This window comes from Stenotrophomonas sp. GD04024 (assembly GCF_029837545.1).
Classification (GTDB): domain Bacteria; phylum Pseudomonadota; class Gammaproteobacteria; order Xanthomonadales; family Xanthomonadaceae; genus Stenotrophomonas; species Stenotrophomonas forensis.
In genome coordinates, this window is record NZ_JAOEDV010000061.1 from 1 (window position 1) to 20,839 (window position 20,839).

A 20,839-nucleotide genomic window follows, 5' to 3' on the forward strand; every position below is an offset into this window, starting at 1 on the left:
TCCTGGTGCATGGCTCAATCGCCGTCGGTTTCGTCCGGGTGGGCCTTCCAGTAGCCGGTCGAGCGGATCCAGTCGCGCGGCACGCCCAGGTGGCCTTCGATGAACTTGCGCATCATCCGTGCGCGACGCGATTCGGTGGCGATCCAGTAGAAGACATCGCCGTCCGGCGCCTCGAAGTCGGTCAGCATGTCTTCCAGCAGCGTGCTGCTGGCCGCCGGGAAGCCGTTGCGCTCCAGCCAGTGGATGCGCACGTTCTCGTACTGCGGCAGGTCCTGGCGCTCGGCCTCATCGCTCACTTCGATGAAGGCCTGCACCTCGGCGCCGTCCGGCAGCACGTCCAGCCAGCGGGCGATGGCCGGCAGCGCGGTTTCATCGCCGATCAGCACATAGGCGTCGTAGCTGTCGGCCACCACGAACGAGCCGCGCGGGCCGCCGATCACCAGCACGTCGCCGGCCTGCGCCTGCTCGGCCCACGGCCCGGCAATGCCCTGGTCGTGCAGCACGAAGTCGATGGCCAGCTCGCCGGTTTCGTGGTCCCACCAGCGCGGAGTGTAGTCGCGGGCCGGCGAGGGCTCCTTGCCTTCCGGGTAGCTGCGGCCTTCGGCGGTCAGCACCGGCAGCACCATCTCGCCGCTGCTGTTGGGGAAGAACAGCTTGATGTGGTCGTCGGCGCCAGGCGAATCGAAGCCGGCCAGATCGTCGCCACCCAGCACCACGCGGCGCATGTGCGGGGTGACTTCCTCGGTGCGCAGCACGGTCAGTTCACGGAAGCGCACATCCAGGCGCAGGCGCGTGTTGTTGTGTTCGGTCATGGGGATACCTGTAAAAGGGTCGCGCGGGGGCGCGCGGCATGGGGGAGGACCTGGCTGGAGTCAGTCTGGCTGGGTCGTTGAAAGCGGTGATGCCTCGCTACCGGCGGTACCGTTCAGCAGGGCCGAGGCCCGCGTCAGCAGCGCCGCCACCTCGTCCGCCTCGCCCTCGGCCCAGCGGCCGTGGTGGTGCACCAGCGCCCGCTTGAACTCGCGCAGGGCGCTGGCCAACGGCGGCGGCAGCGAGGCCTTGGTGATCTCGCGGGCACGGTCGAAGGCACGCCGCTGCGCCAGCCGCACCTGGGTGCGCTGCACCTTCAGCTCGAACTCGCCGGCGGCGGTGATGCGGAAGATCCGCTTGCCGTCCACTTCCTCGGCCTCGATCCAGCCGGCCTGCTCGAAGCTGGCCAGCAGCGGGTACATGGTGCCGGCGCTGGGCGTATAGGCCTGCATGAACTGGTTGCTGATCAACTGCATCAGCTCATAGCCATGGCGCGGCTGCTCGCCGATCAGGGCCAGCACCAGCAGGCGCAGGTCACCACGGCTGAGCACCCGCGGCTGGCCGTTGCGGCGCGGCACCGCCGGATCGGTGGAACGGGCTCTGGGAGAGGGGGTGCGGCTCATTTCGATATATCGGTAAACGAGTGTGCAAACGATATATCGATATATCGAAGCCGGCAATCATCGATCCGGCCACAAGCAGCTCCGTTTTGGGCCACGGCCGGCCGCGCGCACAGAAAAAGGGGCGCCCCTTGCAGGGCGCCCCGGCGGTACTGTGGAAGGGAGCAGGGCGCCAGGCCCATCACTCGCGACCCACGCTGGGCCCATTGCCAGCGCCGATCCAGAGGCGGCTGCGACATGTTGTCGCCGGTTCAGAACCGCAGCCCGCACCGCACCTATCGTGGCTCCAGAGTTGCCCTACGACCGTCATCGGCAGCGGTAACACTGCGTCCTGCACATGGCCGCAGCGGCCCGCAAGCGACAGCCTGCGCAGCCGCCAAGGCCCGCCGCAGGGCCATCACGGGCCCTTGCAAGCCCCTTGCGGACACTGGCCGGTTGCATCCATACGCCTGCGTAGCCAAGTGACGAAAGCCCTTGGTGCGCTACACTTTGCGGTCTAGAAATCTATACAACAGTCGCGCGCGTGCGTGCGGTTATGGGAGCGCTAATGAACTGGTTGAACGAGGTGCTGAACAACGACCCGAATCCTGTGGAAACCCAGGAGTGGATCGAGTCGTTGAAGGCCGTTATTGATGTCGAGGGCTCCGAGCGCGCGCATCAGCTGCTGGAAGGCATGGTGGAACTGACCCGTCGTTCGGGCGCCTACCTGCCGTTCTCTCCCACCACCGAGTACGTCAACACCATCGAGCCGCAGCTCGAGGCCAAGAGCCCGGGCAATGCCGAGCTGGAATGGCGCATCCGTTCGATCATCCGCTGGAACGCGATGGCCACCGTGGTGCGCGCCAACCGCAAGCCGGGTGACCTGGGCGGCCACATCGCTTCGTTCGCCTCCGGCGCCACCCTGTACGACGTGGGCTTCAACCACTTCTGGCGCGCCCCCAGCGAGAACCACCCGGGCGACCTGCTGTTCATCCAGGGCCACAGCGCCCCGGGCATCTACGCGCGTTCCTTCCTGGAAGGCCGCATCAGCGAAGAGCAGCTGGACAAGTTCCGCATGGAAGTGGACGGCGGTGGCCTGTCCTCGTACCCGCACCCGTGGCTGATGCCGGAGTACTGGCAGACCCCGACCGTGTCGATGGGCCTGGGCCCGCTGGCCGCCATCTACCAGGCGCAGTTCATGCGCTACCTGGAAAACCGTGGCCTGATCGAGAAGTCCGACCGCAAGGTGTGGTGCTTCATCGGCGACGGCGAGAGCGACGAGCCGGAAACCCTGGGTGCCATCGCCCTGGCCGGCCGTGAAGGCCTGGACAACCTGATCTTCGTGGTGAACTGCAACCTGCAGCGCCTGGACGGCCCGGTGCGCGGCAACGGCAAGATCATCCAGGAACTGGAAGGCGTGTTCCGTGGCGGCGGCTGGAACGTGATCAAGCTGCTGTGGGGCGGTTACTGGGATGCCCTGCTGGCCAAGGACAGCGACGGCGTGCTGAAGAAGCTGATGATGGAAACCGTCGACGGCGAATACCAGAACTGCAAGGCCTTCGGCGGCGCGTATACCCGCGAGCATTTCTTCGGCAAGTACCCGGAAACCGCTGCGATGGTCGCCGGCCTGTCCGACGACGACATCTGGCGCCTGAACCGTGGTGGCCACGACCCGCACAAGGTGTACGCCGCCTACCACCAGGCCGTGAACACCAAGGGCATGCCGACCGTCATCCTGGCCAAGACCGTGAAGGGCTACGGCATGGGCAGCGCCGGTGAAGCGCTGAACCCGACCCACCAGACCAAGAAGCTGGACGACGAAGCGGTGCGCCACTTCCGCGACCGCTTCAACATTCCGGTGACCGACGCGCAGTTGGCCGACGGCCAGGTGCCGTTCTACCACCCGGGCCCGGATTCGCCGGAAGTGCAGTACCTGCAGGAACGCCGTGCCGCGCTGGGCGGTTACCTGCCGCAGCGCCGCCGCAAGGCCGACAAGACCTTCGTGGCGCCGAAGCTGGAAGCGTACGACCGCCTGCTGAAGAGCAGCGGCGAGCGCAGCTACTCCACCACCATGGCGTTCGTGCAGAGCCTGAACATCACCCTGCGTGACAAGGAACTGGGCCCGCACATCGTGCCGATCGTGGCTGACGAAGCCCGTACCTTCGGTATGGAAGGCCTGTTCCGCCAGATCGGCATCTACGCGCCGTTCGGCCAGAAGTACAAGCCGGTCGATGCCGACCAGCTGATGTTCTACCGCGAAGACCAGAGCGGCCAGGTGCTGCAGCAGGGCATCAGCGAGCCGGGCGCGATCAGCTCGTGGATGGCGGCAGGTACCAGCTACTCGGTCAGCAACGTGCCGATGCTGCCGTTCTACATCTACTACTCGATGTTCGGCTTCCAGCGCGTGGGCGACATCGCCTGGCAGGCCGCCGACATGCGTACCCGCGGCTTCCTGCTGGGTGGCACCGCCGGCCGCACCACGCTGAACGGTGAAGGCCTGCAACACGAAGATGGCTTCAGCCATCTGGTGGCCGGTGGCATCCCGAACGTGCGCAGCTACGACCCGACCTTCGGCTTCGAAGTGACCGTGGTGCTGCAGCACGGCACCAAGCGCATGATGGAAGACCAGGTGGACGAGTATTACTACGTCACCCTGATGAACGAGAACTACACCCACCCGGAAATGCCGGAAGGCGCGGCCGAAGGCATCGTCAAGGGCATGTACCTGCTGACCGACGCCGGCAAGCCGAAGAAGGGCGAGCTGCGCGTGCAGCTGCTGGGCTCGGGCACCATCCTGCGCGAAGCCATTGCCGCGGCCGAGCTGCTGGACAAGGACTTCGGCGTGACCGCCGATATCTGGAGCTGCCCGAGCTTCAACGAACTGCGTCGCGATGGTTTCGACGTGGAACGTGCCAACCGCCTGCATCCGGAAGGCGAGCAGCGCAAGGCCTACGTGACCGAGCTGCTGGAAGGCCGCCAGGGCCCGGCGATTGCCGCCACCGACTACGTGCGTGCATATGCGGACCAGATCCGTGCGTTCGTGCCGATGTCGTACACCGTGCTGGGTACGGATGGGTTTGGCCGTTCGGATACGCGTGCGAACCTGCGCCGGTTCTTTGAGGTTGACCGGTACTACATCGCGCATGCCGCGATTGCGGCGCTGGCGAAGGAAGGGAAGATGACCGCGAAGGATGTGGCCCGGGCGATCAAGCAGTACAAGATTGATCCGGAGAAGGCTAATCCTGTTGGGGTTTGATCGGGTCAATTAATTGACACGAGAAAAAAGGGGCGGCCATTGGCCGCCCTTTTCTTTTGGCAACTCGATTGCTAGATTCGGGCTTAAAGCCTGATCTAAGGCAGCTTTAGTTCTCTAAGGTTGTAAGGAATCGCGGGCATTCAATGGACAATGGACAATGGACAATGGACGAGGGGCGAAGGAATGAGCGTTAGTGTTCTGCAGCAGTTGGAAGGTAAACGAAGGTCTTATGAAGATCTCAGCCGATTCATGGGTGCACACACGGGAGGGGTTCCAAACTACGCTCTGTTGCTCGGTGCTGGTTGCTCCGTGTCTTCCGGAGTCAGAAGTGCCGCTGAGCTGACAGAAATATGGCGGCAAGAGGTATTTAAGCGACACTGGCCAAACGAAGTTTATGAGCCGGAGGTCGCGAAAACCAACCTCGCGAAGAGCAGTGGTGGTTGGTATAACCCAATTCGAGAGTACTCGTCTCTTTTTGAGAAGAACTTCGATCTGCCTCGTCAGCGGAGAATATTTGTAGAAACAGAGGTGTCCGGAAAATCTCCAAATCTCGGGTATGCTTATTTGATGAGGCTCGTGGATAAAGGGTTCTTGAACACGATATTCACTACAAATTTTGATGATCTGGTCAATGAGGCATTTTTTCAGTTCTCTGATACGCGCCCAATGCTCTGTGCGCATGATTCATCAATTTCTAGCATAACAATCACCTCAAAGCGGCCGAAGGTAATAAAGCTGCATGGCGATTATCTATTTGATGACATTAAATCTACTGTCAGAGAGACGGAGTCACTCGAAGAGAATACTCGGAAGAAATTCATAGAATTCGGTCGGGAATTCGGGCTGGTGGTTGTCGGGTATAGCGGCGGTGATAGGTCGATCATGGATGTGCTGCACTATCTCCTGAGATCTGAGGACTATTTCAAGCACGGAATATACTGGTGCCTTCGAAAGGGAGACGAACCTGGCGATGAGCTTCTAAAGCTTCTGTGGCGGGAGCGAGTATACTTTGTCGAGATTGATGGCTTTGACGAAGTTATGGCATCGCTTCACAATGATTTGATTGGCGACTCTCTTCCTATCGATACAAGTCTAATAACGAAGAAGCCAAAATCCATAATAGAGAGATTCTGCGAAAGCAAATTTCTAATGAATTCATCTTCTGAATTTATTAAGAGAGATCTCGAAAAGCTCAGAAAAATGAATGAGCGTGAAGAGGTTCTTGGAATTTTTCGTGGCTTAAAGAAGGAGGATTCGGAAGATTCAAGTGACAGCCTTGACGACCGTGAGTTCGTAACAACTATGGACGTCAAGAGGATGATTGAAAGAGGTGAGTTCTCCTCAGCCAGGGAGCGAGTTTCGCGCGAGCTAAAGTCATCCCCGTCAAGGCGCTTCCGAGAGGATCTGCTTGATCTTAGAGTAATAATTGAGGATGTATCAGGAAATGTCGATGGAGCAATTTCAGCGATTGATGAGATGATTTCCGCCGATCCCAAGGATGCCAATTTATTTGTTAGGAAGACGCTTCTTATTGGCAATCATGAAGAGCGGATGTTGATTCTTGATATTGCCGACGAAATTGATTCGTATGATGTTGATGTGCATTCCCGCAGGCTCCAGTGCCTTTCTGAAAAATACTCATTGTCCGGTGGGGCGGACAAGGATCTCATATACAAGGAAATAAAGAAGGTAATACATAAAAGCCTTGATTGTGATCCGGGTCCAAGAAATCCCATCTGGTGGGACGCCTTATCCTTCTATACCAAATCTAATTTGGCAAAAGACCAGTTTAGGTCGGATATGGATGCGCTTCTTTCCCGACTTGAAGCGATGAGACCTAATAGCGTGTTGTGTCTTCGTTTTAGATTGGGGCGCTGGTCAAAGGCGAAAGAGGATAGGGGGGCGCCGGAGGTCGAGAAGCTCATAAATGATATTGCTTGCGCAAAATCAGAGCGCCCAATCTCTGAGCGGCAAAAGTATGAGTGGCTTGAGATGGATGCCTATAGAGCTCTTCGCAGGAATTCCGAGCTTTCAAGAAAAATAAGTGAGCTGGAAATCAATCCTGATTTCTCCGAATCCCCCAACTTCTTGAGGAGAAAGTCTGACTTCTTGATGGAGGTGAGTGGGGATGTTAACCAGGCTATCCTGTCTCTTACCAAGGCTGTCGGGGTGAAAAGACGGAGCTCTGATGTTGCTAGGCTCGCTGTGCTTTATAAATACACATCGAACGGATCCGCGATTGCTGATCTGGCTGATCCTAAGGATTTCTCTTTAAGTACCATTGAGAGAATCCAGTTGAAAACCGAAGAGCTGCAGGCCAGTGGAGATCTTGAAGGGTACCTCGCTCTGTTAAGGTCAAAGCAGAATCAGAAGCGATCCGAGGGTATCACTGTTGTGGAGGAGACACATGCCCTTCTCTTGCTAAGGAGGTTCGAAGAAGCTTCGAAAGTTGCCAAAGCAAGCTTGGACAAATCTGGATGGCAAAAAGATGCCGCCGCTCTCATCGTAAATTATGAGTTGGCAGAGCTGAAATCCGGTCGAACACTCAACAAGAGGCGAATCGCAGAAGTCGAGTCTGTCTGCTCGAATGACTTGGAAAGGTCTGGATGCAACTATCTACTTGGTAACTTTGAAAAGTCAAAATCGGCGTTTTGTTCTGCGCTTAGGGATAACAAGGAAGACTTTTTTGTAATCTCTTCATGGGCAATTTTTGATGACGATTCTGGCTCAAAATTCTTGGACGGATTGAAGCGAGAGATTGGCATCTGATTTTTTGGAGTCTGGCGGGCTGCAGAATCTGTGGCCCGCCCTATACAAGGACCAACACCGGCGTATGCCGGAGGCGGTCCAGCGATTGATCTCTTCTTCCACCGTTTCGCCCATCGGTGTCTCTGTCCGGGAAAGCGATATCTAGGCAGGAAATCAGCGCGCCACTACAGGAAGTTCTGGAGTGGGGAAGTGATGGGGAAATGGCGCCTATCAAATACGACGTCTCGGTGGAACTCCAAGAAGCCGAGCTGCTTCGGGGAGAAGGCTCCAAATCGAAGTGACGCATCCAAGTTTAGGCCGAGCCGAGCTTGTACGTCGGTAGGCAAGCCGTTAGAGATTAGGAGGCGACCGCTTGACGAAAAGCCAATCCAGCCCCGATCAAACAGAAGATCCGCGTGCGGAGCCAGCAGAAGCCCGTTCTCGCCATCAACGCGCTCGTTATGAGTGCTATCAGCCCACGGCTTGATGTGGCTTGCGCGAAGGAATCTAAGGTCCTCAATGCCGGTCAACCGGCAACCCTTCTCAACGCCAATCAGGCGCTCACGGAACAGACGTTGCTTCGTCCTGACTTCGGCTTCGCGCCTTTTACTGGTCGCGCCGACGTCCTCGATAGTGGCATCGATCTCAGCTTGGTCCGTCTCACTTGCCGCGAGGCCCAGTGAGGCTTCCAGCGATCTCAAGCGGAACACGATGGCAGATCTTGGCTGCCCTTCTCGATCTGGCGTGCCAGGTTGAACGTAGGAGGACTGGCACATGAACCTACCAAGGTACCTATAGGGCCGCCCCTTACCCATCATCTGAAACACTACAAGCGTTTTGCTATCCTTGACGTGCTCGCCAATCGCTCGGTTGCCCGCCACGTACTTCATGTCTCCGATCTGGCCCTCGCCGAAGTAATGGAAAACTTCGTCGTCGTCCCAGAAGTCATGGTAGCCATGAGACACACCCGCCTCGCCAGTGAACGCAATGACTAGCGGATGCTCCTTGGGTGTCGAAATGCCGCCTTGCTGCTGCCCGCCAAACACCGCATGGATTTCCTTCTGGCGGTTGTACAGCGCGCCAACCTCAAACGGCAGTTCCATTCCAGATCCTGTCCCAGAAGCTAATTGCTCAGGATTCTAGCCAGAACCGGGTCTCAGGTGTCATCGCTTGACGCTTTAGGCCGCTCCGCCGTGGGGAGCCGATTAGCCTGAACTACGGCGGGTCGGACGGAGGGCAGCGGTGCTCAGGCAGCCTCAAATTCTCGATGCCTCTCCCAGGTGCGCTCAATTGCTGGTTCCAGCGATGCAGATCAATTTTTTCGCCTTCACCGGCAGACATGGTGACTACCAGAAGCTGCGATCCTGAGTTGTCTACGAGCAGGATAGGCTTGTTGCGGATGCTTAGCTCAAAGAAGGACGAACCGTGATTAAGCAGTTCAATCGCAAGGCCCAAGCAGCCCAATCTCTCGGCAAAGCGCCCCGCCTCAGTCTGAAGCAGTGCGTACTCTGAATCACTGAGCCGTGGATGGGCTTCAAGGGTCATTGTGGCGGGTGACATGCAAGCCCCGCCAATGACCAAGCCCAGTAGCGTTGAGGCCATTAGAGCAAGCGAAGTTCGGCGCAGCATAGTGACGTCAGCTGTTGGACACCAAAGAGTCAAGCTGCGGCGGACGTATTGAACGGTGCGGACGATCCCGCGCCTCCGCAGCCGATGTAGGCATCGCAGTGACCTCTACTTCTGCCCCTGCACCCGCTCAGTAGCCATCACAGTCAACGCCACACACGCCATCTTCAACCCCTCCATCACCCGATCCCCCACGTACTCTTCGTCGGTGCCGTTCTGTCGCGTGCGCTCCGCCGCCAGCATCAGCTCCGCCACCACGCGCAGGCCGCCCAGCGCGCAATCCGCATCGGCCATCTGCATGCTGCGCCCGAGGCTCAGGTTGCGCTCGGGCCAGGGCTGCCCATCGGCAGCGGCGCCCGCGCCAATGCGATGCAGGTTGGCGACAAATCCGAGGGGATAGGGGGAGGGATCTTTCTCGTGATCGGCGTTGGCGGGATCGCGGCGAGTGTTCACACCGGGTAGCTTCGTTGCGCTCATGGCAGTGCTCCGTACAGGACAGAAAGCAGGGCCACCGATAAAGGTGGCGGACGGTGCGGGCTCGAAAACCGGTATGTACCAGACCGGCGGGTCCGAAGACCCCCACGCACCGCCCGCCATGGAACGCGAACGGATTGCCAGCCGACGCCACACAAAAGGTGACGCCGGCTGGCAAAGCGCATACAGCTGGTACAGAAACGGGTTTTCGAGTCCCGCGCCACCCTTTTCCGGTGGCACGCCAAGAGATACCCGCACAGCTGCCAAATGCCAAGAAACTCCAGAACCGGCGACTGCCAGTCCTGACGCTTTCGGCATTGTCGCACACGGTGTTAAGCCATCAAGCGATTGCGCCGCAATGGTCTTGAAGGCCTTGGCGTTTTTGACCCCAAGCACAGAAATGCCCGCAGCCAAGGCCGCGATGTAGGGCCAGTTGCGACAGGCTGGATCAGCGGCTCAGGCGGCCCGCGCCTCGGTCTCCGGCGTGAAGATCAAACGCACCCGAACCCGCGCATGCTTCGCGACGCCCTCAATCACGACCGGATCGAAGCGCCACTCATCCACCGCATCAAACGCCGCTCGATCAAACTCCCGCTGCCCGCTGGACCGCGCCACCATCACGTTGGACACGTGGCCCAGCTCATCCAGCTGGGCAACCAGCAGCACCTGCAGGGGAAACTGCGGCAGCGTATCGGCAGCCGTGACCGGTGGCGTTGAATACACCACCGCAGGCGCCTGCTGCAGCTTGAAGGTGGGGTTGTCCCCGGCCTCTACAAACACCTCCGTGAAAATACGGAGGTCTGTATCCATGGCCATGGCAGGCAAAGCGCCCAGCAGCATCAGAACGAAGGTCAGTGCCAGGGCGGCGTTCAAACGGGGCATGCGTGGTTTCCATTCCAGTGCGCGACCAGCATAGCGGCCATCCTCTGGCATCGCTTGCCCCGAATACCGTGGGACACAGTTCACACAGGCACGCCGGGCCGTGGCCACAGCGCATCGTCGCGCTCCAGGTCATAGTCGCTGCCAAAGGCAAGTGCCGCCTCGCGCGGCGGAAGGTCTGCGTAGCAGCCCAGCAGGAACTCATCCATGCCGGCATCGTTGTGGTCGATGGCGAACAGACACAGCAGCTCCTTGTCGAACGCTTCCAGCCATGCGGCATCGATTCGGGTCATGGTCATCCTCCAGTTGGGTGGAGAGGATGACCTGCCTTCGTCTCAAGACGCTGGATTCAACCAGCCAAGCTGTCCTGCGGCCATTCCCAGCCCTCCGGAAGCAGCACTTCGGCCCGCCTCAGGCAGAATGGCAGCACCCACAGTTGCAGCCCTTCGCTCCCCGGAAAGTCGAACACCGGTAGCGGCTGATCCAGCTTGTCGGTGCGCGGGTAGACCAGTGCAACCATGCCCTGTCCGCCCAGATAGCTGCGTCCATAGGCGTGCAGCTGGTAGAAATCATCCTGATGTAAGCCGTATTTGTGGGTGCCATTGGCCTGTCCGGCATCCAGCAACTTCCACTTGGTGTCCAGCACCAGTACGTCCGTCCGCTGCCGGCTCACCAACATGTCCGGCCGGAGCTGGAACCACTTTGCACCGCCGTGATGCACCAGGTGATGCCGCCTGACCTGAGTATCCAGCGCAAGATGCGCCGGTAGCTGCTTCTGGAAGTGCCTGGCCACGTACGCCTCGAACAATCGCTCCATCGGGAACAACAGCGAAGGTGCCTGCTGCGTGCCTACCGACGAAGTAGGCGACAGCCCTTGCAGGATCAAACGCGTCCAATCCAGCGCTTCTCGATAGGTGCGCATGTTGCGGTCCAGCTGAACCCGTTGCATGTCCTGGTCCGGATTGTGGCTGAGCGGCACCTCGGCGAAGAATGCCAACAGCTCCCGTGCCAGCCGCTGATGGTGGGTCAAGCGAGTCGCGCCAAGCACCTTTCGCAATGCCGTGTGGATCAGCCGGTTCTCCGGCCTGTCGATGCTGAACTCATCGTGGGCGGTGTGGAAGCGATCGGCACGTACCAGATTGCGGCGGAGATGCTGGGCCACGAGCAGCCTGCCGCGCAGCGCAGGCAGATCATCCTCACGTGTCTGGTACTGGCCGCGAAGCCCGCTGCGGGTCACTGCCACCACCGTACGCAGGAACTCGCCAACGAACACCTCCAGCAGCGGCATGCTGTCGGCGGCAAGCTGCGCGTTGCCGAACCGAAGGTGTGAGAACTGCTGCAGGCAACGCAGCATCCTCAGCAGCAGGCCACGTGCCTCGCCGGCACCGGCGTCCAGCGCCTTGCCCACCTTGGGCAGGATCTCGATCTGCAGGCCGCCTGGCGCGGTAACCACGCCCACGTGGCTGGTGACCTGAATACCCCGGCGGCAACGGCGAACCCATGGGGACAACTTGCCGTCGATCAGCTCCAACGACTGCCGTTCCAGCCACCGGTAAACGCCATCGGGCACGACGCGCGCACCACCGGGCGCGGTGCCCGATGATGCCGGTACGAGTACGTCGTACTCGTGCAGGGTGAGCGTGGCCGCCGTGCTCACTCGTTGCCCAGCAGCGTGCTGTAGATGGCCACGTAGGCGTCTGGCTTGCTCAGAGCATCAGGATTGCGATTGAAACGCGGCCGTGCACCATGACCCTCGTCCGCAGCATTGGCGCCAAACAGTCGCTCCAGTGCCTCGTCATCGTTGGTGGTCTCCTGCACAAATTGCAGGCTTGAATGCTTCTGGTTGTCGCCAAGCACCAACCGAATCTTCTGCCAGTCGTCGTAGAAGTATTCTTCCAGCAAAGGGAGGATCTGCTTCTCGAACAGCGCGGTCAGTGCAGTCATGCGCTCGCTGTCTTCCTTGATACTCTTCAACGGCATGAAGTAGGCATGACCGATCAGATGCTCGCGATCGTAAAGTGCTTCAATGCGTTGGTTCATTGCGGTGAGCAGCTTTGGGATATTGATGGAGACTTCATCCCTGTTGACGCGTAGACCTGCCAAAGGCGCCCCTTGCTCGTCCCTCGAGTCGGGCAGAACCTCCTCAAACTCGAATCGGCGGCGAAGGGCGGTATCCAGAGATGCCAGGGATCGGTCCGCGGTGTTCATGGTTCCGATGATGCTGACATTGCGCGGAACGGAGAACAGCCGCTGAGAGTAGGGCAGCGTGACCGAATGGCAGTTCTTCATATCGGTTCGCTTGTCCAGTTCAATCAACGTGATCAGTTCGCCGAAAATCTTACTGATGTTGCCGCGATTGATCTCGTCAATGACGATGGCGAACATTTCATCGGGATACTTGCGAGCCCGCTCGCAGAGCTTCAGGAACACGCCCGGACGAACTTCATAGCGCACCTGTCCCTGCGCGCTTTTCTCGATGACCGGGCGCAGCCCTTCGATGAAGTCCTCGTAGCCGTAGGATTGGTGGAAGGTAACAAAGCTGTAGCGCTTGGTTTCGCCTTCCGCAACGGATTTGTCGTCCTCGTCGGCTGTGAACTGATCATCCAACAGGAACTTTAGTTGGTATGTCTTGCCGGTTCCTGGCGGACCGAAGTAGATGCGATTGAACGCAAGCATCTCCGCAACTTCGCTCTGCACCGCTGGCAGTCCTTCATCGCTCTCGTCTGCCTCCGACAGGTCAAGCGTGGCCGACGAGTCATCGCTGGCCTGCGCCGGCCAGAAGCCCTCGCGCTCTTCGTCGGTTCGAATCAGCTCCTGCAAGGCTTCATCATCGGCCTCCAGCGCGGCCGCGATGTTGTCGACCATCTTCTCAGAGATGGCCTTGCGAACGAACTTGGAAATGCTCGGCAACTCAGGTCGCCAGGTGACCCGGCAGGCGAGGGAACCCGTCACCAGCCCAACCACCGAAACGGCACGCGCGCTGCCAGCGTTCTTCCGGCCAAAGCGCAGATGGGTGTGGGTACCTGCGAACCACCAGTCCATTCCCGAGTAATGCACCAGCCGAGCCAGTCTGCAGAATTGCTCTGTCTCTTCTGTGTTCCAACCCTTGCGCATGGTGCGGAAGTCTTCGTTGATATCGAAGTGTTTCAGCACGGCATCCGGCTCAACTTCGTCGGGCTGACCAATGCGCTCTGCAACTTCGTCATAGCTGAGCCCGAACTCGGCGATAGCGTTCAAACTCCACGCCACCAGATCATCCATGCCAAGCGACAGCCCCTTGTCGATCGGTAGTATTTTGACGATGTGTGAGGACTGAAATGGACCACGCAACTTCAGATAGGCCTCACGCATGGGGTTGTTGTCTTGCAGCTTCACCGTGTCGATCTTGACGACGAAGCCGTCATGGCCATTGAGGCCAACGGTGTAGGCTAGTGAAGGCGGCGAGGCAGCATCGGGATAGATCTTGGCCCAGTTGTACCCTGCGAAGTGGTTGCCCTGGTTGGTGGGGCGTCGACGGATACTGACGCGACCATTGGGGAAGCGCGCCGCCTTGATGCGGTTTGCCCAGTCCCGCGTCAGATCGTAGGCCTGGCGCAGCTTCTTGTACGCGGCCTCATGCGCGGCATCGGTTTGATCGAACTTCTTCCCTTGCAGCGACTGCAGCAGGTTGAAATGTTCTTGCGTGAAGAATTCGGACATCGGGCCTTCCATTCCTTGACGATGCGGGCGGACTCATTCCGCCTTGGAGTGATTGCAGCACCTAGTGCTAGGCGGCAGCAACGGGTGGAACTTTAGGGCGGGCCGCCGGTAATGAATCCCACTCGGCATCCTTACGGGCCTGCAACGCCCCCTCGTTGGCACCACGCGGCTGCGGATGGGCGTTTGGCAGGGGTGGCGCGGGGGCGTAGTACCGGAGACCACCCCCGCCCGCTGTCTCCTGTTAACATTCCCCCCGCAACCCAGCCAGCCCACCCCGCGCAAACCGCGCCGGAGCGGGCCGTCGCAGTACGGCCCAGCGAGCCAGGACACCCTCCCGTGCCCTTTCAAGGATGCTCGCATGTTCCCTCATTCCGCTCTCCGCTCGGCCGCCCTGGCCCTTGCCGTCTCGCTCAGCCTTGGCGTGCCGTCCGCGTTCGCCGACAACGCCCCCGCCGCCAGTGCCAGCACCGCCGTGCAGCGCCAGGCCGTGGCCAAGGGCCTGTACGAACTGGCCTACAGCCCAAAACAGAACGCCGTGTTCGTGGCCTCGTCCGGTGGCTTCGGCGATGACGCCGGCCCGGCCCAGGTGCTGCGCCTGAACCCCGCCACGCTGGCCGTGGAAACCCGCATCCCGCTGGAGCGCAAGGCGTTCGGCGTGGTGCTGGATGACGCCCACAACCGCCTGTACGTGGGCAACACCGTGGACCTGTCGGTGACCGTGGTCGACACCGCGCAGAACAAGGCCATCGGCACCATCCAGCTGATGGAGAAGAAGACCGGCAAGGATGGCAAGGCCGCCTACACCCACGACCTGCGCGAGCTGGTGGTGGACAGCGCCGGCAACCGCCTGTACGTGACCGGCCACAGCAGCCAGCCGGACGTGAGCAGCGTGCTGTTCGTGATCGATACCACCACGCTGAAGGTGATCAACACCATCGACGGCCTGGGCAATGCGAAGGCGCCGGGCCTGGCGCTGGATGCGGCCAACAAGCGCGTCTACACCAGCAACCTGCTGGCCGACCTGGTGGTGGTGGGCACCGATTCGAACAAGGTGGTGGCGCAGCACAAGATCGCCGCCGAGCAGCCCATGAACATCGCGCTGGACCCGGCCGGCAAGCGCCTGTTCGTGACCGACCAGGGCTCGGAATTCCTGCGCGGTTACCAGGCCAAGAGCAGCGGCCTGGTCAGCAAGCACCCGGGCCAGCGCGTGCTGGTGCTGGACCGCAGCACCGGCAAGGAACTGGCCAGCATCCCGACCGATGCCGGCCCGCTGGGCATCCTGCTGGATGCACCGCGCAAGCGCCTGTACGTGACCAACCGCGAAGCCGGTACGGTGACGGCGTACAACAGTGACAGCTACCAGAAGGTGGCCACCTACAAGGTGCCGACCCACCCGAACAGCCTGGCGCTGGATGCGAAGAACAACGTGTTGTTCGTGAGCATCAAGAACGGCGAGAAGGATGACAAGGGCGCTGATGAGAGCGTGGCGCGGATTCAGTTGTAAGGCATTCCGCAGCACTACGGCGTAGCGAAGGCAGGGCATCCCCCTGCCTTCTTTATACTCGGCAAAAGCGTGCCGATTGCGACATCGAAAGGTACTATCCCGTCTCTAAGGCCAATAGGCCGGGTCAATTAGATGAGACAGGGGGAAGCAGGGATGGCGTACTGGTGGGTGAACCAGAAGAAGACCTTTGAAGCCTCGGCAAAGGGAGGCTTTCTGTGGTCGCCAAAGAAAAAGACCGACGGCCATCGCAGTGCCTTCTACGAGAACATGACCTTAGCGCGGCCAGGCGACGTGATCTTCGCCTTTGCGGACAAGCAGATCAGGGCTCTCGCTATCGTGAGCGGGGCGCATGCCGAAATGGCGCGCCCCGAGAGCTTCAAGACTGCCGACAGCGATTGGAACAATGACGGCTGGATGGTGCCGGTGCAGTACCAGCTGGTCGAAGTCCCGCTTGAAGTGCGCAATCACATGGATCTGCTAGGGCAGCATCTGCCCTACAAGTACGCACCCATCAAGCCAAGCGGAAAGGCCAATGAGGCGTATCTGTGCCCCGTGCCAGAGGGGATGGCGGACGACCTTCTTAACCTGTTGAAGACCGACCGCGAGGAGCTTCGTCAGTGGCAAGAGGATGTGCCGGTCTCTAGTGCCATTCGTTCGATTCAGAACGATGCCACGCTCTCAACAACACAGAAGAAGCAGTTGATCAACGCGCGCGTTGGCCAGGGCAAGTTCCGCAGCAACGTGCGCGATATCGAACCGATGTGTCGTGTAACTGGAACGACGAACCCAAACTTCCTTATCGCCAGTCACATCAAGCGCTGGGCCGAGAGCGATAACCACGCACGACTCGACGGCAACAACGGGTTGATGCTTGCGCCTCACATCGATCGCCTATTTGACCGTTGGCTGATTTCTTTCACCGACGATGGTGTGATGATCTTCAGTGAGGCGCTGCCGGATGGAATTCGTGCGGAGTGGGCATTGGAACAAAAGATCGCGCCGAAGCCGTTCAACGCGGAGCAGGTGCGTTACTTGAGCGAGCATCGGGAAAGATTGATTGGCAGGTAGTGCAATGAAATGGCACATCTTCAGATGTGCCATTGCAGGGCGGGGGAGCCTGACCGAGTCAAGCGCCCGGGGGCGATGACGCTTTGGAAGCTTCGCTCGCTGAACTACACTCTACGAAATTGGCGACACGGTCGACAGGAATCGTTGCAATCCCTTTGGCATCACTTTTTAGTCTCACGTAGTACATGGAGGAAGTGGCGGCCCGAATGCCAAGTTCCTTCGTGATAGGCCGAGTCTTGTCGCGCCAGTCGATTACTTCGGCGAAATCTGATTTTTCTCCCGTGACAATCAGGCGCGAGCACGACATGCCGCCTGAGCCGCTGCTAGAAATGACCTTTCCGGCAAGCCAGCCGCCAGTGGTGGGGAAAATGCATATCGTGGTGATGATGATCAAACTTGCGTGGAACGCTCGCGCTACGATCTTCCCATCCTTGCTGCCCAGCTCGATGAGCCTCACGGCGAATACTTGCACCAATGCCGCCATTACCATCACAAAGAGAAGTAGTCCAAGAATCACCCAAGATTTTTCGATTTCACGAAAGTATTCCATTGCACCCTTCATAACAGAAAGTGCAAACATCATCTGGACAAGATTTGAGGTAATGGCAGACCACGTGCGGTCAAGCCAGTGGCGCTTCTTCTTGTTCCCATCGAAGAAGAGTGTTACGAAGAAGAACACTAGTCCGGCCAGGGCGATAGATACTGGAACGCCCCATTTGTCGTTCCCGGGGTAGCTTGCCATCAGGACCACGGCGATTGCCAGTATTGCTCCGGGCAAGATCAATGTCCCGAGCCATTGAAATATATTCAGCCCTACTTCGGACGATCGTTTCAGAACCTGTAGGCTTCCATCACTCGAGGTGTCAGCTCCCTCGAACATGACCATGAGTGGCATTAATGCAAGAGCAAATAACATCAGGGTGATGGCGCATATAATTACCAAAAGCGACGGCAATCCTGAAATTACATCTGAGGAAAGTATGCTGAGGGGTATGTGTTCGGCTTGTAGGTAATAGAAAAGGCTTAGGCTTGGCAGGGCGATAGAGGCCGCAGCGAGTTTTACGGGGTGCTTCTCTGCCCATGAGAAGGAGTCTGCCAGCTGTTGAAGCCATAATTTGAAGACCACGTTAACTTCAGTGCTGGGGGATGATTGTTGCGTATCGGTCATTGTGATTCCCTTCGTTCATGCAGTGAGTAGGTCGCGCAAAGCTGCGTCTGAGGCGGCCTCTTGCAACTAGATCGGCCGACACAAGCAAATTGTTAGTGATCGCTTGCGCGGATGCCGGAAGGGCTAGATGCGAGCAACTGACCAAGGTGACGCATGGTGAACTTCCAGTGACAAGCGAGTTTAATCAGCCTTAGCTTTGCTGCCAGTCTGGAAGTCGCCATTTCATTCCAGAGGTAGGGGTGGATCAGACTTAAGATGTGCTATGCGCGCGAAGGGCAGCTCTTCAATGTTGCCAATTCTGATGTCGCAATCAGCACGACTCTTCGCACTCAGATGCGAGCACTGAGAGGCCATGTGTGTGCGTTTGTGGAGGGTCTTCTAAGACTACTTGCAAAAAGCGCCTTTTCCTGTCCAACGCCCATAGCCCCTCACTAGCCTCCCTCCCCAGGATCAAGCGAGGGAGCGCACATGCAGCGGGTCGTGATCGTGGTCGGCGACCGCACTACCGGTGGTGGCGAGGTGTTGACCGGTGCGCCCAGCACCTTCATCAACAACATCGCCATCGCCCGCGTGGGCGACAAGGCCAGTTGCCCGAAGCACGGTGGCTTCTTCGACATCGTCACCGGCGATGAAACCTTCCTGATTGATGGCCAGCCGTTGGCCCGCCACGGGGATTCGCTGGCCTGCGGTTGCCGCCTGCTGGCCTCGCGCCAGAGCACGGTGACCGTGGAAGCAGGCGGAGGCACTGGGCCGCAAGCGGCGTCCCCACCGTCTGGCAACGCCGCACCGTCAGCAGGATTCGTACCCTCGGGCACCTCTGCGCATGAGCCTGACGTAGCGCCGCCCAGCAAGCAGGACATCCTGCTGCACTACCACTACGGTGATCTCGATCGCACGCCGGTACGGGGCGTGGGCTACCAGGTGATGCTGCCCGACGATCGGGTAGTGACCGGCCAGTTGGATGACGCAGGCCGCGCACGCATCCCTGACGTTGTTGTTGGCCCGGTGCAGACGCTCCAGCTGCTGTTTCAGCCTGACCTGAGCGATGACGACGATGCGCCCATCCTCGCGGCGCGCGCGAAGCTCAAGTCAGCGCTGGACGCGATCGTTGCGCAGACCCGTAGCGACATGGCCACGGCATGGCAGCAGTGGGACGACGCAGGCGCGCTCAAGCGCTGGGGCCTGCAGCGCGGCAACCAGGCGCTGGGCACCGGGCAGGGGGCCTGGGACTACATGGTGGGAACGGTCGAGACCGCCGTCGATTTGGCGGTGTTGATGTACAGGACCGACCGCGAGATACGCGAATGGACGCGCCTGCTGCTAACCGGCGACCGCGATGCCATGGACCGCAAGATCGCCGCGATGCGCGCGGCGGGCGACACCGTGATGGCGGCTGGCAGCGAAGCCAAGGAGCTGTTCAACCTGCTGATCGAAGATCCGGCCATCACCCAGCTGCTACCGGCCTTCGCCGTGGCCTGGTGGGACGCGGTGCCACCGGACGAACAAGAGAATCTGCAGGCGCGTTTCGGCGCGCAGATCATGATGGATGTAGTGGTCTCCATCCTGCTGGCCGCGGTGACGGTGGAGCTGGGGGGCGCGGCGGGGTTTGGCTACGCGGCCGCCAAGGCCGGGCGAACAGCCACCCGAATCGGCTCGCGACTGCTGCACCTGATGGAGGATGTGGAGGACGCGTTCAAGGGATTGGCCAAGGCGCTGAAGCACCGCAAGCGCCGGCAGGCCGATGGCAACCGCACGCCCGATGGCCACCGGAATGTGGAGACGCCACGGCTACCCAGGCGCATGCCGCGGAAGCAGCTGCCGTGCTTCAGTCCGCAGAAGCTGCCAGCATCGAAGTACCCGGAGATGGATCGGCAGTTGAAGGGGCAGGAGCAGGGGCTGAACGATATGAGTGTGGAGGAGTACCTTGCTGGCAGAAGAGCTTTTGATCCGAAGAACCGAGGCAAGAAGGCCGCTCAAGACGCAAGGGAGAGGCACAGAAGCAAGGTTGAGGAAGAGAAGTTCAGAGAACTGAACACCCCGGACCGCTCAGCAAGGGAAGCGAGGCGACTGGCGGCGGAGCATGCCGATGAGCAGATGAGGGTTCTAAATGCGCTTCACAATCCTGATCTGATTGCAGGTGGCAAGGACAGAATTGATGATTTCGGCGATGGAGAGGTCAATCAAACCATTGGCCGGCAATGGAGTCGTGCCAGGAAGGATCAGACTACGCGGGTTCAGGAGTTGGACGAAGCGGCAAGGCAGGTGCCAGTGGGCGAGAGAAGCTCAACCAGAATGAACGGCGGGCTGGAGCGATGCAGATGATCGAAATGGTCGACGAAGAGTTCGAGCTCTTCTACGTGGACGAAGGCTTCGGACCAGCAGTGGACGCGCGGCCGGTGTCCCAATCGAAACTGGCTCATTACCAGGGAAAGCTGCCAGGGAGGCTACTGGAGTACTGGAGAGCGTATGGCTTTTCCGGTTACGGCCGTGGACTGTTCTGGATGACTGATCCTGATGACTATTCCGAGGTTCTGAAGAGCTGGCTGTACGGGACCGAGTTCTATGGAAAAGACGACTACTACGTCATTGGTCGAAGTGCTTTCGGTGATATGGAAGTGCTGGGGGCAAGAACAGGACTCAGGCTGACCATTGACTGCAAATGGGCAATGATCTTCCCGAGCGACAACTCACGCTGGATGAGTGAGCGAGGAGCGGACTTCCTGGTGGCATCGTGGATAGCAATGATGAAGCGGTCCCGCCAGGATCAAACCGACGAGAGGAACCAGCCCCTTTTCGACAGAGCAGAGAAGCTGCTGGGTCCGCTGGCGTGCGACGAGATGTATGGCTTCGTCCCAGCACTCGCCTTGGGCGGGGCATGCCGTCTCAACCATCTTAAAAAGGTCAAGGCTGTCGAGCACTTGATGTTCCTGGCCCAGCTTGGAGAGCGCAGAGTGATGGGGGACATCGTGAAGGAGGCCAAAGATCGTGGGCTTTGGAAGTAGCCGGTG

Annotated in this window: 16 protein-coding genes; 6 read left to right on the forward strand and 10 right to left on the reverse strand. The window is 59.5% G+C overall.

Annotation, left to right across the window (positions count from 1 at the left end):
• Positions 1–14: 14 nt before the first annotated feature.
• Positions 15–812 (reverse strand): siderophore-interacting protein, encoded by a 798-nt coding sequence (locus N7590_RS16525; protein WP_053448618.1) that lies wholly within the window; start codon positions 810–812, stop codon positions 15–17.
• 60 nt (positions 813–872) lie between these two features.
• The gene (locus N7590_RS16530) at positions 873–1,433 is read right to left on the reverse strand and encodes a PadR family transcriptional regulator (RefSeq protein WP_133936412.1); all 561 of its coding nucleotides are present in this window, start codon (positions 1,431–1,433) and stop codon (positions 873–875) included.
• 544 nt (positions 1,434–1,977) lie between these two features.
• Between N7590_RS16530 and aceE the strand changes: the two genes are divergently transcribed.
• Both aceE and N7590_RS16540 read left to right on the forward strand, forming a co-directional pair.
• Entirely contained in the window at positions 1,978–4,665 is a 2,688-nt protein-coding gene (gene aceE / locus N7590_RS16535) for a pyruvate dehydrogenase (acetyl-transferring), homodimeric type (RefSeq protein ID WP_046984452.1), read from the forward strand.
• A gap of 150 nt (positions 4,666–4,815) precedes the next feature.
• Positions 4,816–7,434 carry an SIR2 family protein gene (locus tag N7590_RS16540; protein WP_164242722.1) on the forward strand — a complete coding sequence of 873 codons (2,619 nt, stop codon included), beginning with the start codon at positions 4,816–4,818 and terminating at the stop codon, positions 7,432–7,434.
• A 164-nt stretch (positions 7,435–7,598) separates the two neighbouring features.
• On the opposite strand, the gene N7590_RS16545 is transcribed toward N7590_RS16540, so the two are convergent.
• From N7590_RS16545 to N7590_RS16575, 7 genes are all read right to left on the reverse strand, one after another.
• Entirely contained in the window at positions 7,599–8,516 is a 918-nt protein-coding gene (locus N7590_RS16545; RefSeq protein ID WP_164242723.1) for an HNH endonuclease signature motif containing protein, read from the reverse strand.
• A gap of 112 nt (positions 8,517–8,628) precedes the next feature.
• Positions 8,629–8,958, reverse strand: coding sequence for a hypothetical protein (locus N7590_RS16550; protein ID WP_164242724.1), 330 nt, complete (start codon positions 8,956–8,958; stop codon positions 8,629–8,631).
• Between the two features lie 189 nt (positions 8,959–9,147).
• Positions 9,148–9,516 carry a hypothetical protein gene (locus N7590_RS16555; RefSeq protein WP_164242725.1) on the reverse strand — a complete coding sequence of 123 codons (369 nt, stop codon included), beginning with the start codon at positions 9,514–9,516 and terminating at the stop codon, positions 9,148–9,150.
• A gap of 453 nt (positions 9,517–9,969) precedes the next feature.
• Positions 9,970–10,395, reverse strand: a complete 426-nt coding sequence (locus N7590_RS16560) for an energy transducer TonB (RefSeq protein WP_164242726.1) — start codon at positions 10,393–10,395, stop codon at positions 9,970–9,972.
• 80 nt (positions 10,396–10,475) lie between these two features.
• The gene (locus tag N7590_RS16565; RefSeq protein ID WP_180880425.1) at positions 10,476–10,685 is read right to left on the reverse strand and encodes a hypothetical protein; all 210 of its coding nucleotides are present in this window, start codon (positions 10,683–10,685) and stop codon (positions 10,476–10,478) included.
• Positions 10,686–10,741: 56 nt separating this feature from the next.
• On the reverse strand, positions 10,742–11,923 hold the full coding sequence (locus N7590_RS16570; protein ID WP_204275152.1) for an McrC family protein: 1,182 nt from the start codon (positions 11,921–11,923) through the stop codon (positions 10,742–10,744).
• Between the two features lie 122 nt (positions 11,924–12,045).
• Positions 12,046–14,091 carry an AAA family ATPase gene (locus N7590_RS16575; RefSeq protein WP_164242728.1) on the reverse strand — a complete coding sequence of 682 codons (2,046 nt, stop codon included), beginning with the start codon at positions 14,089–14,091 and terminating at the stop codon, positions 12,046–12,048.
• A gap of 358 nt (positions 14,092–14,449) precedes the next feature.
• Between N7590_RS16575 and N7590_RS16580 the strand changes: the two genes are divergently transcribed.
• Positions 14,450–15,595: a YncE family protein gene (locus N7590_RS16580; protein WP_040009068.1), complete on the forward strand. Its 1,146-nt coding sequence runs from the start codon at positions 14,450–14,452 to the stop codon at positions 15,593–15,595.
• A gap of 168 nt (positions 15,596–15,763) precedes the next feature.
• Positions 15,764–16,663, forward strand: a complete 900-nt coding sequence (locus tag N7590_RS16585) for an HNH endonuclease (protein ID WP_164242729.1) — start codon at positions 15,764–15,766, stop codon at positions 16,661–16,663.
• Positions 16,664–16,721: 58 nt separating this feature from the next.
• Here the strand turns inward: N7590_RS16585 and N7590_RS16590 are convergent, their stop codons facing one another.
• Positions 16,722–17,831, reverse strand: a complete 1,110-nt coding sequence (locus N7590_RS16590) for a hypothetical protein (RefSeq protein ID WP_279935735.1) — start codon at positions 17,829–17,831, stop codon at positions 16,722–16,724.
• Between the two features lie 468 nt (positions 17,832–18,299).
• Between N7590_RS16590 and N7590_RS16595 the strand changes: the two genes are divergently transcribed.
• Positions 18,300–20,153, forward strand: a complete 1,854-nt coding sequence (locus N7590_RS16595; RefSeq protein ID WP_164242926.1) for a PAAR domain-containing protein — start codon at positions 18,300–18,302, stop codon at positions 20,151–20,153.
• Positions 20,150–20,833, forward strand: a complete 684-nt coding sequence (locus N7590_RS16600; protein WP_164242927.1) for a GAD-like domain-containing protein — start codon at positions 20,150–20,152, stop codon at positions 20,831–20,833. Before N7590_RS16595 ends, N7590_RS16600 begins: the two co-directional genes overlap by 4 nt.
• Positions 20,834–20,839: the final 6 nt, after the last annotated feature.